This is a genomic window from Limnobacter parvus (assembly GCF_024623725.1).
In the GTDB taxonomy this organism is placed as follows: domain Bacteria; phylum Pseudomonadota; class Gammaproteobacteria; order Burkholderiales; family Burkholderiaceae_B; genus Limnobacter; species Limnobacter parvus.
In genome coordinates this window covers 38,208-57,384 of sequence record NZ_JANKHG010000018.1, presented here as the reverse complement: position 1 = coordinate 57,384, position 19,177 = coordinate 38,208, and the positions used below count along the sequence as shown (strand labels likewise).

Genomic DNA, 19,177 nt, shown 5'->3' with positions numbered 1-19,177 from the left:
CCCTAGTTCTCCCACTTCTCGTTTTGGGCCTTGTTACCCATCAGGCGATTGCCCAAGATCACTGCACCGCCTTTGATCCAGGCAAATAGGCGCACATAGCCCGTTATGCCCTTTGCAAACACATCTTTCAGGCCGCCCAAGGCACGGTCGCGTGTTGGGTCTTCCTGCCAATTTAGCCAGGCATCGGCACGTCCGAAGGTGCATTGAATCAGTTGGGTTTCCTGTTCGGGTGTCAGGTTGGTGAACAGCGCCTCCACGCGGCCGCTTTCAGTAAAGTGCACTTTGGCGGGGAACAGGAATTCACGGTCACCGCGATGCAGGCCCACCTGAACCTCGCTGAACTCACGGATGCCGGTGGTGTCTGCAACAGCCAGTGTTAAGCCAGCGGCTGAGTATTCTTCGGTGTAGCAACTCACGGTGTATCCACCGGGCAGTTTTAAAAATGCGGGCATGATCATTCGAACCCGGTGGTGCACATGCTTCTGGACCGACTCGGTGGCCACGCCCACAGCAGCCCCCAAAATTGCCAGGTTAAAACCACACCACAACAGGTTCATCAACACCGTGCCGGTTTCGTGCGTGTTGAATACAAACAGCCGGAACAGACCCACAACGAAACCCAGCAGGTTGATCAAAAGCAAGATCAAATACGGTTTGGCAATGTTGGAATCAAAGTAGCTTTTTTCAATCAAGCCACCTTTGGAGGTCACGTTGAACTTGCCCAGTTTGGGGTTGATGAAGGCCAATGTGGTGGGCAGAATAATGTACCAGGACAACACGGTTTCATACACTTCAGACCAAAACGACCGACGGTATTGGCCTTGAATAACCGAGTTGGTGTAGCTGGAAATAATCAGTTGCGGCAACGCGTAGCTCAGGATGGTCAGCGCGGCGGCGTTGATCAGGTGTTGCTCAAAGAACAGATAGGCCATCGGCATGATCAGGAAAATCATGCGGGGTATGCCATAGAAAAAATGCAACATGGCATTTGAATAACAAATGCGCTGAAAAATGCTAAGACCTTTTTTGAACATGGGGTTGTCGGTCCGGAATATTTGGGCCATTCCCCGTGCCCAGCGAATTCGCTGGCCAATGTGTCCAGCCAGGGTTTCCGTGGCCAGGCCAGCGGCCTGGATGTTGTTCAGGTAAACGCTGTTGTAGCCCAGGCTGTGTAATTTCAGTGCGGTGTGCGCGTCTTCCGTCACTGTCTCAACGGCAATGCCACCCACTTCTAGCAGGGCTTTTCGTTCAATCACGGCACAACTTCCGCAAAAAAATGAGGCATTCCAATAGTCGTTTCCGTCTTGAATCAAACCGTAGAAAAGCGACCCTTCATTGGGCATTTGCCGAAATGAGTTGAAGTTGCGTTCGAATGGATCAGCTGAAAAAAAATGGTGGGGTGTTTGCACCAGCACGCATTTTGGGTCGCGGCTAAACCAGCCCATACAGGTTTGTAGAAAAGACCGGGTTGGAATGTGGTCGCAATCAAAAATTGCGATGTACTTGCCATGGGTGTGCTTCAAGGCATAGTTGATGTTGCCTGCCTTGGCGTGTGAATTGTCCGGGCGCGAAATGTATTCCACACCCGCCTGTTTGGCAAATTCCTCAAAGGCGGGGCGGTGACCATCGTCCAGAATGTACACCGTTATTTTTTCCAGCGGCCAATCCAGCCCCTTGGCTGCATACACGGTTGGGCGCACCACCGACAAAGGTTCGTTGTAACTGGGAATGAACACATCGACGGTGGGCCAGTCGCTTAAATTCAATTCCAGTGGCATGGGCTTGCGCTTTAAGGGCCAAGCAGTTTGAATAAAACCGAAAATCAGAATAATCCAGGTGTAGGATTCGGCGATCACCAGGGTGTAGCCCAAAAATATTTCAGCGCCTGTTTCAAGGTCGAGCGAGCTGGTGAAGCGCCAGAACACATAGCGTGCCAGCAGCAGCATGGTCAATGCCATCAGGCATAGGTTGGCGAACCGCTCGGGCAGCCGTTTAAATAACATGGCGAACAGGTAACACACCACAATAAAAACCCATTGCCCGGCCAGTGGCAACGAGGCTTGTGCTGTGAACAGGAACAGCGCCAGGGCGGACAAGCCCAGCAACCAGCCCATCACTTTAAATCGAAGTATGAAAGCACTGGTGTATTCGATTTTCTGTTCAAGCCTGGCAGCAACAACAAAGCGGTCTGCCAGTCGGCCCAGTCCGCGCTGGAAAGCTTTTAATGGTCGCTGAATGGTGAACCGGAACACAGCAAGCACTGGGCTGAACAGATCATACAAAGCCACCAGAAAAACCCGGAACGCCGCTTTCAAGGGGTGCGTACGCTCGGTGCTCGCCAAGGCACGGTTCAGGCTGTTAGGACGCAGCCACAGGGCCTGAAACAGGCGCTTAAGCCGCACGCCGCCACTTAAGTTGGGGTATTCGCGCAAATCAAGCAAGCGCTCCAGCCGGTTGATCCAGTTCGATGACTTGCTCATCCGATCTCCGAATCTATCCAGTTGCACAGTTTTTGCTGATCGTCCACCAGTTGCGAGCGCGGCGCATAATCGGCCAACGGCAAACCTGCGGCCATGCTTTCCGACAAGGCTTGGTCTTCATGCAGGTAAAAAGGCAGCAAGCGGTGGCTTAATTTCATTTTGCACAAGGTCCACAGGTCCAGATGCAACACCTTTGCCGAGTCGAACCGGTTCATCAAAAAATAGGATGCACCACGGCTTTTCAGCAGGTGTGGCAGCATGGCGTCGATGCCCAATATGGACGCGGAGTCTGGCACCAGGGTAACCAGATTCAAGTCGGACATCGCCATGGTTTTCAAGCACCAGGGCGCTGGCCAGCGGGGAAGGTCAATAACTACAACCGCGTTGTCTTTGATCGCCGGGTGTCGCAAAAGCTCAGCCAGCCGTTCCGGGCGCTCCATCAGGGCGCGATCAACTGCCAATTGCTGCGCAATGCTCAGCTGGCCGAAGGGCAGCAGTTGAAAACCAGCGTCCGTTGTTTTCAAGGAGTTTGGCAGGTGTTCAGCACCCTGCAATATCACCTGCCCCAATCCGTGCGCGGTGGCAGCAGTGTAGCCCAATTGGAATTCAATGTTGTTGGCGGGGTCAGCTTGTACCAACACCACATTTCGACCCAACATGCACAGGTGATTTGCCACTGCAATCGACAAGCTTGTGCGGCCTGCGCCGCCCGAGGGGGAAACCAGGGCAAGAATGATCATGCGTCCTCTTCCTCATCAGGGCCTGCAATCCACTTGCCATGTCGCACGAGCTGGTCGCAGTCGTCTGGCAACTGATTGTTGCTCCAATTGGCCCAGTCGCTTAACCAGATTCGAGTGCCTGGACTTCTCATCATTTTTCCAACCATCAGAATTGTAACCAGAATACCTAGCAACAGGCCGCTGATTACCAAGGTGATTACGATCATGACGGCACCCCTCGCAACAATTGGCCCATTCGTTTAGTCCAGGGCCTGTCGTTGCTCAACGCTTCAGGTGCGTCGTTCCAAAGCTCTGCAAGTTTGGCGGGCTCATTAAAATCATGGCCCATCAGATCTTCAACAGACAGGGGCTCCAGTTCTTTGTACAAATCGGACAGCAGGTCGGCCTGGGTCTGTTCACCTAGAAACTGAATGTCGCCACTGAACAGCACTGCAATGTTCTCCCTGAAACAGGATTCAAGCCAGGCGCGATAGGTGGTTTCATCAGGCTCCACTGCCCACAATTTCAAAACATAAATTGCCTCGCGGGTGGCTGTGAACATGCAAGTGGCCTGTGACCAGTTGGCCAGTCGAAGTGCTGTTTGCGCGGTCATGTGCCGCATCAGGGAAAGTCGTGTCATGGTGCAGGAAACTGACCACCGCTTTGCCAACTGCATCATCATGAGGCCGTGAACGGCAAAAGTGGGGTTCGGTATCACCGTCAGCAGGCCTGGCATGAATACCTCGTGAAGGTCGCGTGCAAAGTTTGCCGAGTGCGAACCTCTCGGGAGTTCCTGCGGCCTGGTTTTAGTAATTTTCTCTGAAGAAAATCCGAGCCAGTTTTCAATACTTTCCTGTTGCAACCACACGGAGTCCGCACCCATGCGAAGCAAAACCGACGCTTCTTGCCGGCTTATATCGCCATGGGCTTGAACATGGATACCTTCCATCTCATTGTTACCAAATCGAAGGCTGTGGCAGGCCTGGGCCAATTCGTTCAGTCCGCTGAAAGTCTGGCTGTCCAGCACATGGTGGATTTTCAATTGGGGCAGCAAGGCATTGTCTGTCCACAAATTGGTTTGCAATCCCCACTGTGTGGGCCACCAAGGGCGAAATTCAAAATCACCCTGATCGGTCACATCGGCCAGCCCGTCGGCAAACACGCCCCAGTCGGGTAGATCACCTTGAACTGGCGTCACAACGTGCGCTTGCGCGTGCAGTGCCCATTGGTTCAATAGGCGCATTTGCGACATGGGGTTTCGCTCATGAAGCAGTTCGTCGCCATGGTCAAACCACATGTCCGCATGCTCAAGAACGACCAGAGCGGGTTGCAGCACACACAGGGAGTCCATGGAGCGGCACAGTTGACGCACGCCATTCTGGCTTCCTGTTTTGCCCGGCAAATTTTTGACTGACACCACGTCCAGGCCTTTCAGGGCTTTGGAACGCTTGCGCAGGTAAGGCTCCAGCAGGCTTCTAACCTCTTTGTGAGGGCTCGCGGTCAGCCACAGGCATGCCTTGAAGGGGGTTTCTTCTTGCGAGTTCAACCAGTATTGAACAAGGCCTTGCGAAAAGCTTTTCGCGTTTGGAGCACGCACCACATACGCACCGGGTTTGGGCAGGTCGATCATTCAGAACCTCGAGTACGGTGAAATGCCTTCCGGTGGAACACTGAGTTCAAAGAAATCACCGAAGGAGTATTTCAGGTACACCTGCATGCGGTCCGGGTTGTAACCTTCCGACCGGTCAATTTCAAAGTAGCCGCCCGCGACCAGGTTTGTGGTCACCTGTTTTTCCAGCGCAAGGCGCAAACCTGTGCTGGTGCCACCACCGGGCCCACCAATTTGAACTGTTGGGTTGCCCTGTGCAGCAGCGGCGGCAGCCAGTTCGGGGTTCAGTGGATAGAGATCGGTGTCGTCTTCGCGTGATTCGCTGGCGCCAATTCTGGCTTGAGCTTGCCAGGACCAGCCATTCATGTTGCCAGTCCATGTGATCGGAAAAGACAGCGATCCGAAGGCTTGTGGGCTGTAATAACCCCCTTGCCCAAATGTGTAGAAGCGCAAGTTTTTCTCGAAAGTCCACAGAAACAGCGAAGCACCGATTTCCACCTCATGGCCTTGCCGCTGGAAGACTGTTTTACCCAGAATACCTTGCAGGTTGAATTCGGTGTTGTCCGGAATGTTTTTGCCGGTAATCAGGTTTGCGCGCGCAATGCCCACGAAATCAAATGTGGGGTTAAATGCTTCGTAATAAACAGCGCTGACACCGTTGCGTCTGGCGCCGCCCCAACTTTCACCCGTCAGTGGATCGATCGCCCCGGTGGTCGACAGTACACTGCCATTGACCATGCGCCGGGCCAGTTCCAGACGCAGCGAACCATCGCCAAGGTTGGTGAACCATTGCAGACCACCCACCCAGTCGTTGACCGGAAAATTGCCCACGGTGGTGCCCAGATCAACCCGGTATTGATCGGTTTGAATGCCCATCCCCACAACATGGCCACGGTAATTTTGATCAAGTCGACCGGGTACAATCGCAGGGTCAGTGGGCAGGGTGGTACCCAGCTTGGCAAAGTTGGCTGCAGTGGCCGGGTCAGCCCGTCCCGACCGCGTGTTGAGTGAGTCGGCCCGAAAGAACAGGGTGCGTTCAAAGTCCATCGGCACGTCAAGCTGTAGTGGTATCTCCTCGCTGTCGATTCTCGAGACGCCCGCGTCGCCGTCGATAAGGGAATTCTCAAATCCCATTCGGAGTCGAATCTGCTGTTTGCGGCGAAGGTCTTTTTCAAATGCCAGTATTTCAGGTTCAGCCCGCCAGGTGGGTGTTTCCCCCACGGCGCTGGCCAGGGCGTTGAACTGCCCGGTCTGTTCAAGTGCGCGCAGTTTGTCAAGGTGTCGGCCGTACAACACCCGTTTCTCAAGGGCGCTCATGCCCTCGGTCCATTTGTCGCGAGGCACCGGTTCAAGCAAGGCAATCGCATCGGTTTGCCTGTCTTGTCTGGCTGCCAAAAGTGCCGAGGCAAAGCGCATTTCCTGGCCCTTTTCAAGGGCCAGGCCATCCGCCATCACTTTTTGCGCCGCCAATTTGCTTTCCTTGTCGCCCTGCTCATCGAGCAACACGGCAAGGTCGTAGCGAAACCAGGGGTAGTCCGGGTTCAGGTTGACCGCCTCTTGAAGCAACTTGGCTGCAGCGCTTGCTTCCTTGGCCTCGATTTTCTTTTGGGCCTGATCGCTCAATCGCTGGCCCAACTCAAAATTCGACAGCACCGGTTCAGTGTCCTCGGCAGGTACCACCTCGACAGGCTGGGCGATCACTGCCGCAACAGGTGCAGCACTTGTTGCCGGTTGACGGGGATTGGGTCGCGGTGTTGCTGGACGTGTGCCTGCTGCTTGCGCAGTGTTGCCGACCGCATCCCCGAGTTCAGCCAACAATGTTTTGTAGCGCTTGTCGTTCGGAAACCTGCGTGCAAGTTCAGCAACTTGTTGGCGGGCGTATGTGCGCCCATCGGCTGTGCGGTTCATCAGGCGGTAAATTTGAACAGCGGCCTCGCCCAAGGGGGGCTGCGGCAAGAGCTGTCTAAGTCGTTCAGTCAGGTTCGCTGGAACAACCTCTGAATCTGCCAAATAGCGCAGTTCCGCGTACTGTTGCCGCTTTTCTGCGGCCAGCGTAATCGCTTGTTGAAGCTCGATGGCAAAGGGATGGTTGCCATGCACCACCTGCAATTTTCCAAGCCATACGTTGGCCGCTTGAATGTCGCCGCGCGCCAAGTCAACAAGACCCTGCCAGCGTAGCGCCGAGGCATTTCTGGGTTCGATCAGTAAAATTTTATTGAACGACTGAGCAGCTAGATCGAATCGAAACCGCTCGTACCAGTAAACACCTTTGTCATTCAACGCCAGAATATTGGTTTGTCGGGTGTCAACCGCCGCATGGGCCGTGGCAGGAACACTTAAAGGCAATGCAGCGCAACACGCTTGGATAGCCAGTGCAAGCCCACACAGGCGTGGACGGATCAGGTCATGCTTAGCCACAGGAAGGTACCTCTTTACCACGGGGCAACAACTCGCCAGTTGCGTTGAATTGATACAACTTGTCCATGTAGCCCTGGCCGAACAGGCTCAAGGCGCCATTGTAGTAGCCGTAGGCCAGCCAGCTGTCCTTGTTGGCTTTTTTCAGGCTTCTTGCGTTGAATTTTTTGGCTTGGTCCGGCAACCCTGCGGCTTGCAGGAACGGCGCCATGGCGACCTGAAAACCGGCAGGTCCGGCCTGCGTAGACACATTTTTCCCCAGCGGTTCAAACCATTCAGGCATGTTCTGGCGCTTGAGCAACAGCCCAATAGTCGGTGATAGTTGTTTCAACAGCGCGTTGGTCACCGGGTCGCCGTTGTGGCTCATCCCAATCCACATGTAGGTTCGAATGGCGTCGTAGTCGCCCCGCTGTTCATCTTCAGGCAAGGTCATTTGCCCGTTGTTGTAAAGCACCCAGTCCGGATAGCTTCCTGTGGCACCGGTTTGCAGCAACAGTTTTTGGCTGGCCAGGTACACTTGTGCCCAGCGGGCATCGTCAGCCCATGCATCGGCAAATCGGGCCATCATGAAGGGTGGCAAATAGCTTGGATTCAGCTTGATCGCACCGTCTTCCTGAACAAACCCGGTGTGGCCGGGCAGAATGCTCAAGCCCAGTCCATTCACATCAATGCTTTCTTTGCTCAAAATCAAATTGCCCAAATCGCGCGCTTTGTCCGCGTACGGTTGATGGCACCACACCCGGCTGGCTTCCAGCAGTGCATAGGCAATCCACAGGTCTGCATCTGACGCACTGTTTGCGTCGATCACCCCCCATGAATCGCCCTGCTTGCCCCAAATCCAGGCCGGCAATTGTTTGCCCATGTCACCTGCACTCAGGTTGTTCTCTGTCCACTTCAATATGGAATCGAATGCCTTTCGGTCTTGCGCAACCAAGGCAAAAAACAGTCCATAAGATTGACCTTCGGACACGGTACGCAGGTCTTCCTGGCTGCGATCAATCACACGGCCGTCTTCACTCACGAACGCCGCTTTGAAACCCTCCCAGCCAGGCCAGCCCGAAGGTGGCGCAGCACTGCAAGCAGCGGCGGATGCCAGCAACAATGTGCCCACGAAAAGTCGCCGCGCGCCCTGATACCACTGCACCATCTTAACCGCCCTTCGTGCGGCGCGATGCCCGGCTCGACAGCCAGCCAAATGCCAGAATGGCCAGAATTACACCGGCCAGTGCGCCACCCACTGCAATCAGGGCGGGGTATTCCGAGAATGCAATCCGCAAACGCAGCCACCAAGGCAAGGCACCACTAATGTAAGTGTTCCCAAGGCTGTAACTTTGAATTTCATCGCTGCGGATCAAACTTACACTGCCTTTGATTTGTGCAACATCACCATAATCCGACAAAGCAGCCACGGCGCGCTCGAAGCTGTCCTGATCGGTTCCTGTAATGACCAGTCCCGCTTTTTTGTCAGCCAAATGCGATTCGAATCCCATGATCGCACCCAGTGAACCAGCCGTTTGGATCAGTGCCCGGGCCTGCTCTGTGGGTTGAAGTTCCGAATCACTTTGCCAAAGGCCTTTTAGCCACTGGAATGCAGGTGGTAGCCCCATGCTGCGTTCAGTAGAATTCAACACCATTGGCAAGTTCATCTCGGCAGTATTAAGCCAGCCCAGTCGATCACTTGTACCCAAGGCCAACCAGTGTTTGTTGCCAATATTTTCTGGTGAGTCAGTGACCAGCACGCTGGTGCGGGTTGCCGGCAAACCCGTCCATTGTCCGAACAAGCCCATGACATTCAAATAAGACTTGATTTCAAGCGGGGTGGGGTTTGCGGGCAACACCACAACGGTGTCGGAAAGGTCAGCCATGATGGTGAATGGGTATCCACCGTTGGCAAACGCTGTCAGGTTGGGCATGCGGGTGTAGTGCGGCAAATCGGAAAAATCAAGCGTGGATTCCGGATCAATCGATCCGCGTGCCACTTGAGTGACGCGGGTGCAATTGCCACCACCTTCCGCCATGAATCCAAATGAGAAGGCCAGCTCGTTGTTACCACCCACGCGAAATGCCGGAATCTGAAGTGATTCCTCACTGGTCAGTTCGGCTTGTCCCAGCAAGTTGATGTTGATCTTGTTTTGTACCTGTTCTGAACGCGGTGCAAGGCGAAACGACTGAATCAAGGAGTTATTGATTTCAATGTTCAACAGCGAGTCATTCCACTTGGAAGGCGCGGTGTAACGGTACTTCAGGTCCATCGGAATGTTGCGGCCTGCCCAACTGAACAGATCAGGTGGAAGGCGCAAACTGACCGCGGCTCGTGGCTTGTCGGAACTGACTTCCAGTTGACCCTGAAAATCAATCAGTTCGCCAAAGCGCACAGGGCGTTCAGTGGACACGTAGCGAGGCGCATCATAGGGCTTGCGCGGCGCACCCAGATCCACTTTCTTGACCAGGGCTTTTTGGCCACTCAGTACTTGCCCTTCTATCACCAGACCATACACAGCCTGAAGCAATTCTTCATCAGTGCGGCCCATCACGTAAAGGTGTTTGATCCATGGGTTCTCGGCTGAGTTCGCCATCATCAAGGTTGGGCCTTCAATGTCAGTGGCGCTCATGCCTTCCGGCATTTTTTGACCCGTGGTCAAAATTATGGTGTGGCGAGTTGGTGACGCTGAATCAATTAAATCGAACTCGGCTTGTCTGTAAAAAGCCTGCGCGCCCATCCACGAGGCCAAAACCCCGGCGGCTTTTGTGCTGGTTTCAGTTTGTTCCGTGGGTAGCACCAAAGGCAAACGCAGCTTGCGGTTGTCGCGTGGATCAAAAAAAGGTGCAGGCAAAAGTGCCAGATCATTCACCAGATTTAGCGGAGTAGAAACAATCGACAAGGTACTTTCAGGGCGAATGTCAAATCGCAAGGTTGGATTGTTGGGGTCGACGCATTCTGTGTCGTACGTTCCATCGTATTCAATTCTTACTGAGGCGAAATCAGAGAAAAGAACCGGGTCCAATTCAATGTCCATGGTGTGTGGCACGCCAGCTCGGTTTGAATTCAGCTGCGAAATTCCCGACAACTGATTGTTCACGTACACCCGAATAAAGGATTGGTCGTGCCGCATGCCCTGTGGATAAAGCACTTTGAGACTTAAGCTGGCCCTGGTTACAAGTTCATCCAGGCGAATGCCGGAATTGAGTTCAATGAATCGACTGCTTCCACTTAAGCGCACGCCGTCTGCCTGACCCATTTGGGCAAAGGTCAATACCCGCGCCCGTTCCGCCACCGGCGCCGAATCTTGAGCGGATGTGGGTGTGGTCACCGTGGTTGTGGCGTTTTCTTGCGCGTGGCTGGACAGGCAAGCTAGGCAAACTGCAAGGGCAATAAATGGTCGCATATACTGGGGTTTGGTCAACTTGATTACAATCATCAAAGCGAAATAGAAGTTAGGTTCTTTCTTCGCAATCCACTGTGGTTAAACAATATTTATTAATTAGTTGGTTTTTAATAGTTTGATGGAATTTATCCACTACATCTAGGTACGTTATCCTATTGTTTTTGTATATGCTCACTCTATTGAGCAAGATTTATACAATTATTATGTGAAGTGTCGTACTGCGCACACTTTGTATGCGAATAATTTAGAGTTTTAGGGCGGAATATATGGTTTCAACTGAAGAGGTCGGCGACGTTTTCGTTTTGCGTGTGGAAGCCGTTCGGCTAGACAGCGCGGTGGGAACAATCGTTCGAAATGCCGTGGTTGACAAACTCGATTCCGTGTCCAAGTTTGCACTGGACATCGGCGCCGTTAAATTGGTGGATTCAGGTGGCTTGGGTTCTCTGGTTGCTTTGTTAAAAAACATTTCGAACCATCAGGGCAAACTGGCCTTGGTGGGCATGAACAAATCAGTTCGCATGATGTTTGAGTTGTCCAGAATGGACCGCCAGTTTTCTTTGATTGAAGACATGCCGCACGCCATCGCGTTTCTTCAGCAGGCTTAATCGAAAGTGACTGAAATCAACCTGGTCAAACCACTGCCCAAAGTTTTGGTCGTTGATGATTCAGTCGTAGAGCGCAACCTGCTGGTTCACATGGTTGCGAAGTGGGGCTACCCTGTCGAGTTCGCTGCGAATGGCCATGATGCCATCGAGTTGATCAAGCAAGAAAAAATTCAGTTGGTGCTTGCTGATTGGCAAATGCCCGGTATGCAAGGTACCGAGCTGTGTATCACGCTGCGCAATCTCGAGTTGGGGCAATACACCTACATCATTTTGATGTCGGCCCAAAACGACGAAGAGTTTTTGATCGAAGCCCTGGGCGCTGGCGCAGACGATGTTTTAGCCAAACCTGTGGACGGCAACGAACTGGAAGCCCGGCTGCAATCGGCTGTGCGTCGTATTGAACTGCAGGCGCGCCTTGCCAACAAAACTGAAGAACTTTCCCGGGCACATGATGTAATCGCTCACGATCTTCGGGCTGTGTCCGGGCTGCAGCGCAGCTATCTACCCGAAGTCGACAGCCCTTTTCCCGGTGTGAATTACAAATGGTTGTCTGTGCCTTCCAAGTATGTGTCGGGTGATCATCTGCATGTGTTCGAATTAACTCCCCAGGTGTACGGTTTCTACCTGCTCGATGTTTCGGGTCATGGCATTCCAGCTGCGGTGAAGTCGATGCAGTTGGTCCAAATGTTTGCCGATCATTCGAGCTCCAGCATTGTTTTCGATCAAGGTGTGGATGCGGATGGCCAGCGTCTAGTTTCCCGGCCACGCGATGTTGTTGCACGTTTGAACCTGTTGTTTCAACAAACAGAATCAGACCTTTCGTATTTCACCATGATCTACGGGTTGATCGATGCCCGCACCCGACAGGTGTCGCTGTGCCAAGCGGGGCACCCTTCGCCTTTGCTGCTGCGGGACGGTAAAAGAGTTGAGATTCTGGGAGACGGTGGCTACCCGGTCGGTTTGTTTGATTTTGACGAGTTTCAAGATGTTGACCTGGTCCTGGGCGATGACGATGCCTTGATTTTGTATTCCGACGGGGTCACCGAAGTTCTTTCTGCAGATTCTGAGGGATTTGGGGAAGATCGCCTGCTCGAATTTGTGAAACAACAAACGCGACTGGGTCGTTGTACCGATTTACCCGAACGCATTCAAATGCGGGTGCAACATTGGGGTGGGGCTGTTGTTCAGCAAAAAGGCTTTGAAGACGACGTTTCCATTTTAATGCTGGCACCGCGCCCCGGCCTGCTTGATCGCGTGGAGGAGGGCGATTCCGACCGCCAGGTGCCTGAACTTGTTTTCCGTTTGCAGGAAATGCAAAACGAAGTTGCTGCACCGTTGTCCGACGATTCAGCCAAGTCGATCGTGATTGTTGACGACTCCCGCAGCTTTTTGCGTATTTTCGAGGCCATGCTGCAAAGTTGGGGTTACAAGGTTCACTCCGCAAAGAATGGTCATGAAGCGCTTGTTCTGATCGAGAAGTTTCAGCCGGATTTCGTGCTGACAGATTGGGACATGCCCGGAATGAGCGGCATTGAGTTGTGCGAGCAGGTCCGTTCCCAAAAGCAAAACGCCTACACCTACATCATCATGATTACTGGATATGCCTCGCGGGACGACCTTTTGAACAGCCTTCGGGTTGGTGCCGACGACTTCATGACCAAACCAGTAAATCCCAGCGAGTTGAAAGTGCGCCTGAAAACCGCTGCGCGCATTGCCAACCTGCACACCGGGCTTGAGCGTCGCCACAGCGAATTGAGTCATTTGTACGAAGCCCTTCAGCGAGACATGCGCGAGGTGTCTCGCATTCAGCGTGCCTTGTTGCCCAAAAGCAAATCAGATCCATGGCCCTTTGCCATTCAAACCCTGTACCAGCCCTTGGGCTATGTGTGCGGCAAGCAAATGGGCGTGCTGGAAACACAGCCGAATGAACACGGGTTTTTCATGTTGTCCATGCCTGGTGACGACACCGCCACTGCCTTGCAAACCATGGCACTGGCCCGCTGGTTTTCCATGGCTCGCGCTACCCGGGTTTTGTTTCCAGTAGAAACCACGAGCGCCAAGGTGCGTCGTTACCTGGCCAACCCTGAGCAAGTGCTCGCCCAGCTCTCCAGCATTTCGCCCACCTTGGGCGAAGAGGCGCCTCAATTCGATTTGTTGTACGGTCTCATCAATCTTGATCAAGGTACCTTGTTGGTTGCCGGCATTGGTGACTGGTCCATGGTTTTGGCCCAGCCTGGTTTCGAGCCAATGTTCCTGGGTGAACATGGTCAGCAGCAGGCGACCCCCCGCGAGGGCAAGGTGATTTATCAGGGCGTGATCTCACCCGGGAGTCGCCTGTATTTTTACCCGAAAGAATGTGCGCAGGCACTCGGGGTGGCCGATGAACAGGTTTGGAAAAACCAGATACTTGCCATCGAGGCCTCGGGCAACCTGATGCACAAAGAGTTTTCACGACTGCTGGACAGCGGTCGTCTGCAAATCGAGATGGAATCGGACGTGGCGTTGTTGGGTTTGCAGTGGCGTGAAAGTTTTGAGCCTACTCGCCTTACCTTGCCCCCTGATCAACTGCAACAATTGCTGGTCACATTACAAACAACGGGTTTGGCATTGAACGATGAATTCACGACCTACCCTAAGGCTTTGAAGACAGGCGAATACCTCGATCACATGGCTTTTGATGCGGTCGCAGACACAGTCAATATTGGCGTGTTAAGCCATGCTGTGCGCGCGTTTGTTGAAGGAATGGCTTACCCTGAAGACATATGTTACAACACCGACCTGGTGGTTTCAGAAGCCCTGACCAATGTCATGGTGCATGGCTTTAAAAGCAAGAAACCCGCCCCGGTGCAGCTTGTTGTGGTCGCATTTCAGCAGATTGTGGGCGTGATGTTGCGGGACACTGGCAGTGCGATTCCGTCTGCAGTGTTTGACAAAATGCGCAATGAGCAATCATTCCAGGATGATTTGTCATTGAGTGAATTGCCCGAGGGCGGCATGGGCCTGGTGTTCATGCGTGTGGTGTCGCAACGCTTTAGCTACCAGGCAACACCGGAAGGCAATCAGTTAATCCTGCTGTTGTAATTTTCAGGAAACGCAGGGCAAGCCACTACTTCTTTTGCTTTTCAGCAGAAGGGGTTTCAGGCTCCCCCACTGTGGGAATTACGCCTGTGGGTTGCAGCGCCAGGTTGTCTGGCATTTCCTCTGCCATCTTGTCGATCAACCCAACAATCCGGTCGTCCACAAACTTGCTGGCCGATTTTTGTAAGGCCCGGGACACCTCGGATTCAATTGCTGTCATGGCCAAGGGCCGTATTTTCCAGATCAACTGCGCCAGTCTGGGTAATTCTTCTTTGGGTGGCAGGTTGTCGCCGTATTGGTCCAGTTCCTTGACGAACAGCGACACGGCCTGGTCGCAGAAGCTTTCCAGGTGACCACGCAATGAATGAATCAGATCGAGCAGGTCGACCAGCGGAATGCCTGCACTCGCCATTTCAGCACCCGCATGCAGAATTTTAGGACTGGGCGCCCGGTAACGCAGGCCGTCGGGTTCCAGTAAACCCAATTCGATTGTCTTGGCCAAGGCCCCCCGGCTTAAATTAGTGCCAAACAATGTGGCCAAATGCACAGGATTGTAATTTTTTGGAATTTCGTCGGTCCACGGACTGGTGATGGCATGCGTTAAGCCAAGCAACTGGCGAAGGTCATAACCTTTGTCGATTGCATCAAGCATTTCCTGAATATTGCTCAAGGTGTAACCGCGACCCAGCATTTGCCCGATCAGTTTCAGGCGTGAAAGGTGGTCTTCGTTGTAAAAACCAACGCGGCCACGCTTTTCTGGTGGTGCTAGCAACCCCCGGTCTTGGTAGGCGCGCACGTTTCGTACCGTTGTGTTGGCAGTGCGTGCCAACTCATCAATGGTGAACTCACGGCCCTGCCCACTTGCGGAAGTGTCTTTGTTTGCCGACGATTTTTTGAAGCGAAATGAAACCATGTAAGAATTGTAACCAAATGTGAGAGTATCTAGCCAACCAAGAATCACGCCGTAACGGATTATGAACAAAACCATTTTTCTAACGCTCGGCCTGCTCGGCGTCGCAATCCAGGCCAACGCCCAGGAAATTCAGAACAAGACCCTGGATGAAGAAGCGCTTCGTTCCTGCTTGTTTCTTGAAGACGACCAACTGCGGCTTCGCTGCTTCGATGATGCCACAGGCCGCAGCCTTGTGGTGAAAGATGGCGCAGCCCCAGAGGCCGCTGCAGCCATTGACGGTGGCTTGTTGCTGTACAAAAGCAGTGACGACACAACCCTGAGCTGGCTTGATCGCCGTTGGGAATTGGCGCCCGCCTCCAAGCGTGGCACCTTTTCAATTCGGCCTTACCAGCCTGTGTACCTGTTGCCCGTGTTTCACAACAAGTCGCCCAATTTGCGCCCCACCAGCCCAAACCCCGACAACACAGTTCAGCCGGGCGATGCACCCGAAAACCTGGACCGCAACGAATTGAAGTTTCAGGTCAGCTTGAAAACCAAGGTGATGGAAAACATGTTTGGTGACAATGGCGATCTGTGGTTTGGTTATACGCAATCCAGCCGCTGGCAATCCTTTAATTCGGACGTGTCGCGGCCGTTTCGGGAAACCAACTATGAACCGGAACTGATATTCACCTGGCGTTCAAGCTGGACCGACTTCGCCGAGGTCACCGGATGGGAGCCACGCCTGTTGGGTTTAAGCTTGAATCACCAATCAAACGGGCGTGCATTGCCTTTGTCGCGTTCCTGGAACCGAATAATTGGCATGGTCGGTTTTGAGCGTGAAAACACAATGGTTCAGTTCCGGCCTTGGTTGCGTATTGAAGAAGATGCCGCCGAGGACGACAACCCGGACATCAGCGAATTCATGGGCCGTGGCGACATGTTGTTGGTTCACAAACGGGACGGCCATGAATATTCATTGCTGACCCGACACAATTTTCGCGGTGGTGATCAATCTCGCGGCGCAGTGCAGTTCGACTGGGCATTCCCGCTGACCAGCAATTTGCGAGGCCATCTTCAATATTTCACCGGCTATGGCGAAAGTTTGATTGATTACAACTACAAGTCTGATTATTTGGGCGTTGGTTTGTCATTGGTGGGTTGGTATTGAAAGCTGCGCTTACGTACTTGTTGGCTGCATGGTGTTGCCTGGCTGGCGTGGCGCATGCCAATCAAGCAGTCGTGTTCGTGCTGGCAGCCGGTGAAAATGTGGTGGTTACCAATCTCAAGGGGCAACGCTACAGCGCCTTGCCCACGCAGCGCCTGCTGCAAGGCCACACGGTCAATGTGCCCAAGGGGCAGCGGTTTTCGGTGGTGGTGTTGAACACCGGCAATCGGCGGGTTTTCAATGGCCCTGCAAAACTCAAGGTAATATCAGACACAATTCGTGTGCTCAGTGGGCCCGCTGTAAAAGTGTTTCCACTGGAGCAATCGCAACTGGATCTGATTGAGCAATGGACCAGCGTTTATGCGCGGCCACGCGACACAGCGCTGATCAGCAGCGCAGAATCAGAAGCAAAGCCTGTGCTTCAGGTGACTCAGCCTATTGATGGTTCTTTGCTGCTAACCCGCACTCCTGAATTTATTTTCCAGGGTGATTTACCGCGCGAAGGTAATTTGATTATTTTCGATGCCAAGGGCAAGCGCTTTTGGGTTGAGCCACTGGAAAGCAAATACGTCAGTTTTCCACCCGCAGCCAAATTCGATTGGGGTCAAAGCTTCACATGGGAAGTGCGGCGCCTGACCGGCGGGCGTGTAGTCAGCGGAAGCTTTCAAATCGCCAGTGAAGAAACCGCGCGTAGTTTGCTGGAAGCGCGCGTTCCCGACTTGCCGGGCACACTGCCCGAAAGCCAGTTGTTCTATGGAATGCGCCTGCAACTTGCTGGCGCCTACAAGGAAGCGATTGAAGTCTGGCATTCTTTGGGTATGACTTTAAGCCCTGGCGGCCAGCCAAGTCGCTTGCCTTAAACACGCGCTAGCTAGCCAAACCAGCATCAATGAATCAAGCGTCCAGTTCTTCCCACCGCGCATAGGCAGTTTGTAACTCACTTTCCACCGCAGCCATGCGCGCCTGAGCTGCTGTAATTACACTGGCTTCTTGCTGATAAAACCCGGGGTCGCCAATTTTTGCTACCAGTTCAGTTTGTTCGGTTTCCAGTTTTTCAATCAAGGCGGGCAACATTTCAAGCTCGCGCTGCTCTTTGTAGCCCAGTTTTTTGGCTTTCTTTGCGGGTTCGGCAACCGGGGTGACAGTAGCCGCAGCGGTGTTCAAAGCAGGCTGTGATTGGGTTTCAATGCGTTCTTTGCCCACATTGGCCCATGGGTCGGTGGTGCGCTGGCGCAACCAGTCGTCATAGCCACCCACGTAATCACCCACCACGCCATCACCTTCAAACACCAGGCAGCGGGTCACAATCTGGTTCAGAAATTCCCGGTCGTGGCTGACCAGAATCAGCGTGCCCTGGTAGGCCATCAACTTTTCTTCCAGCAGTTCAAGTGTTTCAATGTCCAGGTCGTTGGTGGGTTCATCCAGCACCATCACGTTCGACGGCGTGGAAAAAAGCTGCGCCAAAATCAGCCGCGCGCGTTCACCACCCGACAAGCTTCTCACTGGCTGGCGCGCCCGGTCTGGCGTGAACAGAAAGTCTTGCAAGTAACCAATTACATGCTTGGCCTGGCCGTCGATGGTAATGAATTCTTTGCCTGCGCCAATAATTTCAACCGCAGTGTCTTCTTCATTGAACTGGCTGCGCAACTGGTCGAAGTAAGCAATTTCCAGTTTTGTGCCCAGCTTTACATGGCCTGAATCAGGTGGCAGTTGGCCCAGCAGCACCTTCAGTGCTGTGGTTTTGCCAATGCCGTTGGGGCCCAGAAAACCAATTTTTTCACCCCGCATAATTGTGTTGGTGAAATTGCGCAGAATCGGCAAGTCGCCCAATTGCTTGCTGATGTCAGTCAGTTCCGCCACCAATTTACCGCTTCGTTCGGCTTCCTGCACCTGTACCTTGGCGGTGCCCACCACATTGCGGCGGTCTGAAAACTGCTTGCGCATCTCCATCAAGGCGCGCACACGGCCCTCATTGCGTGTTCGGCGCGCTTCAATGCCACGGCGAATCCACACTTCTTCCTCGGCCAGTTTTTTGTCAAACAGGGCGTGGGCTTTTTCTTGCGCATGCAAAAACTCGGCTTTGCCTTTCAAGTAGCCTTCGTAACCGCCCGACCAGCTTTTCAGCATGCCGCGGTCCAGGTCGCACACGCGGGTGGCCAGCTTGCGCATGAATGAACGGTCGTGGCTCACGAAAATAACCGCGCCTTTGAACTGGCGCACCTGTTCCTCCAGCAATTCAATGCTGGGAATGTCCAGGTGGTTGGTGGGTTCGTCCAGAAGCAGCACATCGGGGTTACTGACCATGGCTTTGGCCAGCATCACCTTGCGCTTCATGCCACCCGATAGTTTTGCAAAGGGCAAATCAGGTGGCAATTTCATGCGGCTTAAAATTTGATCCACTTCACTTTCAAGGTGCCAGCCGTGGTGCTCGCCCAACTCGTGCTGTGCATCTTCAAGAATTTTTGCTTGTTCGGGGTTCAGTGAATCGTGGTCAAGCGGACCCAGGGTGCGGCTAATGCTGATGTGTTTGCCCAGTGCACCAAAACCTTGGGCCACCACGTCAAAAATCGTTTCATTGTGTTCTTGCGGCACGGCCTGTTCCAGGCAGGTCATGCGCAGCCCGTCTTGCTTGATCACCAAGCCATCTTCAGGCGTTGTTTCGCCTGTCAAAATGCGGAACAGCGTACTTTTGCCCGTGCCATTGCGGCCCACCAGGGCCACGCGCTCGCGTTCTTCAATCGAAAAATCAACTTGATCCAGCAGAACGGTGGTGCCGATGCGGTACGTGGCTGCTTTTAAACCCAACAACATGTTTGTTCCTTTCG

General features: G+C 53.4%; 13 protein-coding genes. 4 read left to right on the top strand and 9 right to left on the bottom strand.

Annotated features, from left to right (window positions below):
* Window positions 1-2: 2 nt before the first annotated feature.
* Genes bcsA through bcsB form a run of 7 tightly spaced genes read right to left on the bottom strand, consistent with a single transcriptional unit; the run spans window position 3 to window position 10,609 of the window.
* A complete protein-coding gene (gene bcsA / locus NSP04_RS10680; RefSeq protein ID WP_257512339.1) occupies window positions 3-2,480 on the bottom strand; it encodes a UDP-forming cellulose synthase catalytic subunit in 2,478 nt (825 codons plus the stop codon).
* The gene (gene bcsQ, locus NSP04_RS10675; protein ID WP_257512338.1) at window positions 2,477-3,220 is read right to left on the bottom strand and encodes a cellulose biosynthesis protein BcsQ; all 744 of its coding nucleotides are present in this window, start codon (window positions 3,218-3,220) and stop codon (window positions 2,477-2,479) included. The genes bcsA and bcsQ overlap by 4 nt, the downstream gene beginning before the upstream one ends.
* Complete coding sequence (locus tag NSP04_RS10670) at window positions 3,217-3,426, bottom strand: hypothetical protein (protein WP_257512337.1); 210 nt, start codon at window positions 3,424-3,426, stop codon at window positions 3,217-3,219. Before NSP04_RS10670 ends, bcsQ begins: the two co-directional genes overlap by 4 nt.
* Window positions 3,423-4,829, bottom strand: coding sequence for a hypothetical protein (locus NSP04_RS10665; protein WP_257512336.1), 1,407 nt, complete (start codon window positions 4,827-4,829; stop codon window positions 3,423-3,425). Before NSP04_RS10665 ends, NSP04_RS10670 begins: the two co-directional genes overlap by 4 nt.
* Entirely contained in the window at window positions 4,830-7,226 is a 2,397-nt protein-coding gene (locus NSP04_RS15045; RefSeq protein WP_257512335.1) for a cellulose synthase subunit BcsC-related outer membrane protein, read from the bottom strand.
* The gene (bcsZ, locus tag NSP04_RS10655) at window positions 7,219-8,334 is read right to left on the bottom strand and encodes a cellulose synthase complex periplasmic endoglucanase BcsZ (protein ID WP_257512334.1); all 1,116 of its coding nucleotides are present in this window, start codon (window positions 8,332-8,334) and stop codon (window positions 7,219-7,221) included. Before bcsZ ends, NSP04_RS15045 begins: the two co-directional genes overlap by 8 nt.
* 37 nt (window positions 8,335-8,371) lie before the next feature.
* On the bottom strand, window positions 8,372-10,609 hold the full coding sequence (bcsB, locus tag NSP04_RS10650) for a cellulose biosynthesis cyclic di-GMP-binding regulatory protein BcsB (RefSeq protein WP_257512333.1): 2,238 nt from the start codon (window positions 10,607-10,609) through the stop codon (window positions 8,372-8,374).
* A gap of 266 nt (window positions 10,610-10,875) precedes the next feature.
* Between bcsB and NSP04_RS10645 the strand changes: the two genes are divergently transcribed.
* A complete protein-coding gene (locus NSP04_RS10645) occupies window positions 10,876-11,214 on the top strand; it encodes an STAS domain-containing protein (RefSeq protein ID WP_257512332.1) in 339 nt (112 codons plus the stop codon).
* A 6-nt stretch (window positions 11,215-11,220) separates the two neighbouring features.
* A complete protein-coding gene (locus tag NSP04_RS10640; RefSeq protein WP_257512331.1) occupies window positions 11,221-14,295 on the top strand; it encodes a response regulator in 3,075 nt (1,024 codons plus the stop codon).
* Window positions 14,296-14,320: 25 nt separating this feature from the next.
* On the opposite strand, the gene NSP04_RS10635 is transcribed toward NSP04_RS10640, so the two are convergent.
* Complete coding sequence (locus NSP04_RS10635; protein ID WP_257512330.1) at window positions 14,321-15,205, bottom strand: MerR family transcriptional regulator; 885 nt, start codon at window positions 15,203-15,205, stop codon at window positions 14,321-14,323.
* Between the two features lie 61 nt (window positions 15,206-15,266).
* Between NSP04_RS10635 and NSP04_RS10630 the strand changes: the two genes are divergently transcribed.
* Both NSP04_RS10630 and NSP04_RS10625 read left to right on the top strand, forming a co-directional pair.
* Entirely contained in the window at window positions 15,267-16,355 is a 1,089-nt protein-coding gene (locus NSP04_RS10630; RefSeq protein WP_257512329.1) for a phospholipase A, read from the top strand.
* On the top strand, window positions 16,352-17,212 hold the full coding sequence (locus NSP04_RS10625; protein ID WP_257512328.1) for a hypothetical protein: 861 nt from the start codon (window positions 16,352-16,354) through the stop codon (window positions 17,210-17,212). The genes NSP04_RS10630 and NSP04_RS10625 overlap by 4 nt, the downstream gene beginning before the upstream one ends.
* A 34-nt stretch (window positions 17,213-17,246) precedes the next feature.
* Here NSP04_RS10625 and NSP04_RS10620 read toward each other — a convergent pair whose 3' ends face one another.
* Complete coding sequence (locus tag NSP04_RS10620) at window positions 17,247-19,163, bottom strand: ATP-binding cassette domain-containing protein (RefSeq protein ID WP_257512327.1); 1,917 nt, start codon at window positions 19,161-19,163, stop codon at window positions 17,247-17,249.
* Between the last annotated feature and the right edge of the window lie 14 nt (window positions 19,164-19,177).

Bases quoted from the DNA above. Each gene is read 5' to 3' on its own strand.
- bcsA (WP_257512339.1), bottom strand. From the start codon at position 2,480: ATGAGCAAGTCATCGAACTGGATCAACCGGCTGGAGCGCTTGCTTGAT.
- bcsQ (WP_257512338.1), bottom strand. From the start codon at position 3,220: ATGATCATTCTTGCCCTGGTTTCCCCCTCGGGCGGCGCAGGCCGCACA.
- NSP04_RS10670 (WP_257512337.1), bottom strand. From the start codon at position 3,426: ATGATCGTAATCACCTTGGTAATCAGCGGCCTGTTGCTAGGTATTCTG.
- NSP04_RS10665 (WP_257512336.1), bottom strand. From the start codon at position 4,829: ATGATCGACCTGCCCAAACCCGGTGCGTATGTGGTGCGTGCTCCAAAC.
- bcsB (WP_257512333.1), bottom strand. From the start codon at position 10,609: ATGCGACCATTTATTGCCCTTGCAGTTTGCCTAGCTTGCCTGTCCAGC.
- NSP04_RS10645 (WP_257512332.1), top strand. From the start codon at position 10,876: ATGGTTTCAACTGAAGAGGTCGGCGACGTTTTCGTTTTGCGTGTGGAA.
- NSP04_RS10635 (WP_257512330.1), bottom strand. From the start codon at position 15,205: ATGGTTTCATTTCGCTTCAAAAAATCGTCGGCAAACAAAGACACTTCC.
- NSP04_RS10630 (WP_257512329.1), top strand. From the start codon at position 15,267: ATGAACAAAACCATTTTTCTAACGCTCGGCCTGCTCGGCGTCGCAATC.
- NSP04_RS10620 (WP_257512327.1), bottom strand. From the start codon at position 19,163: ATGTTGTTGGGTTTAAAAGCAGCCACGTACCGCATCGGCACCACCGTT.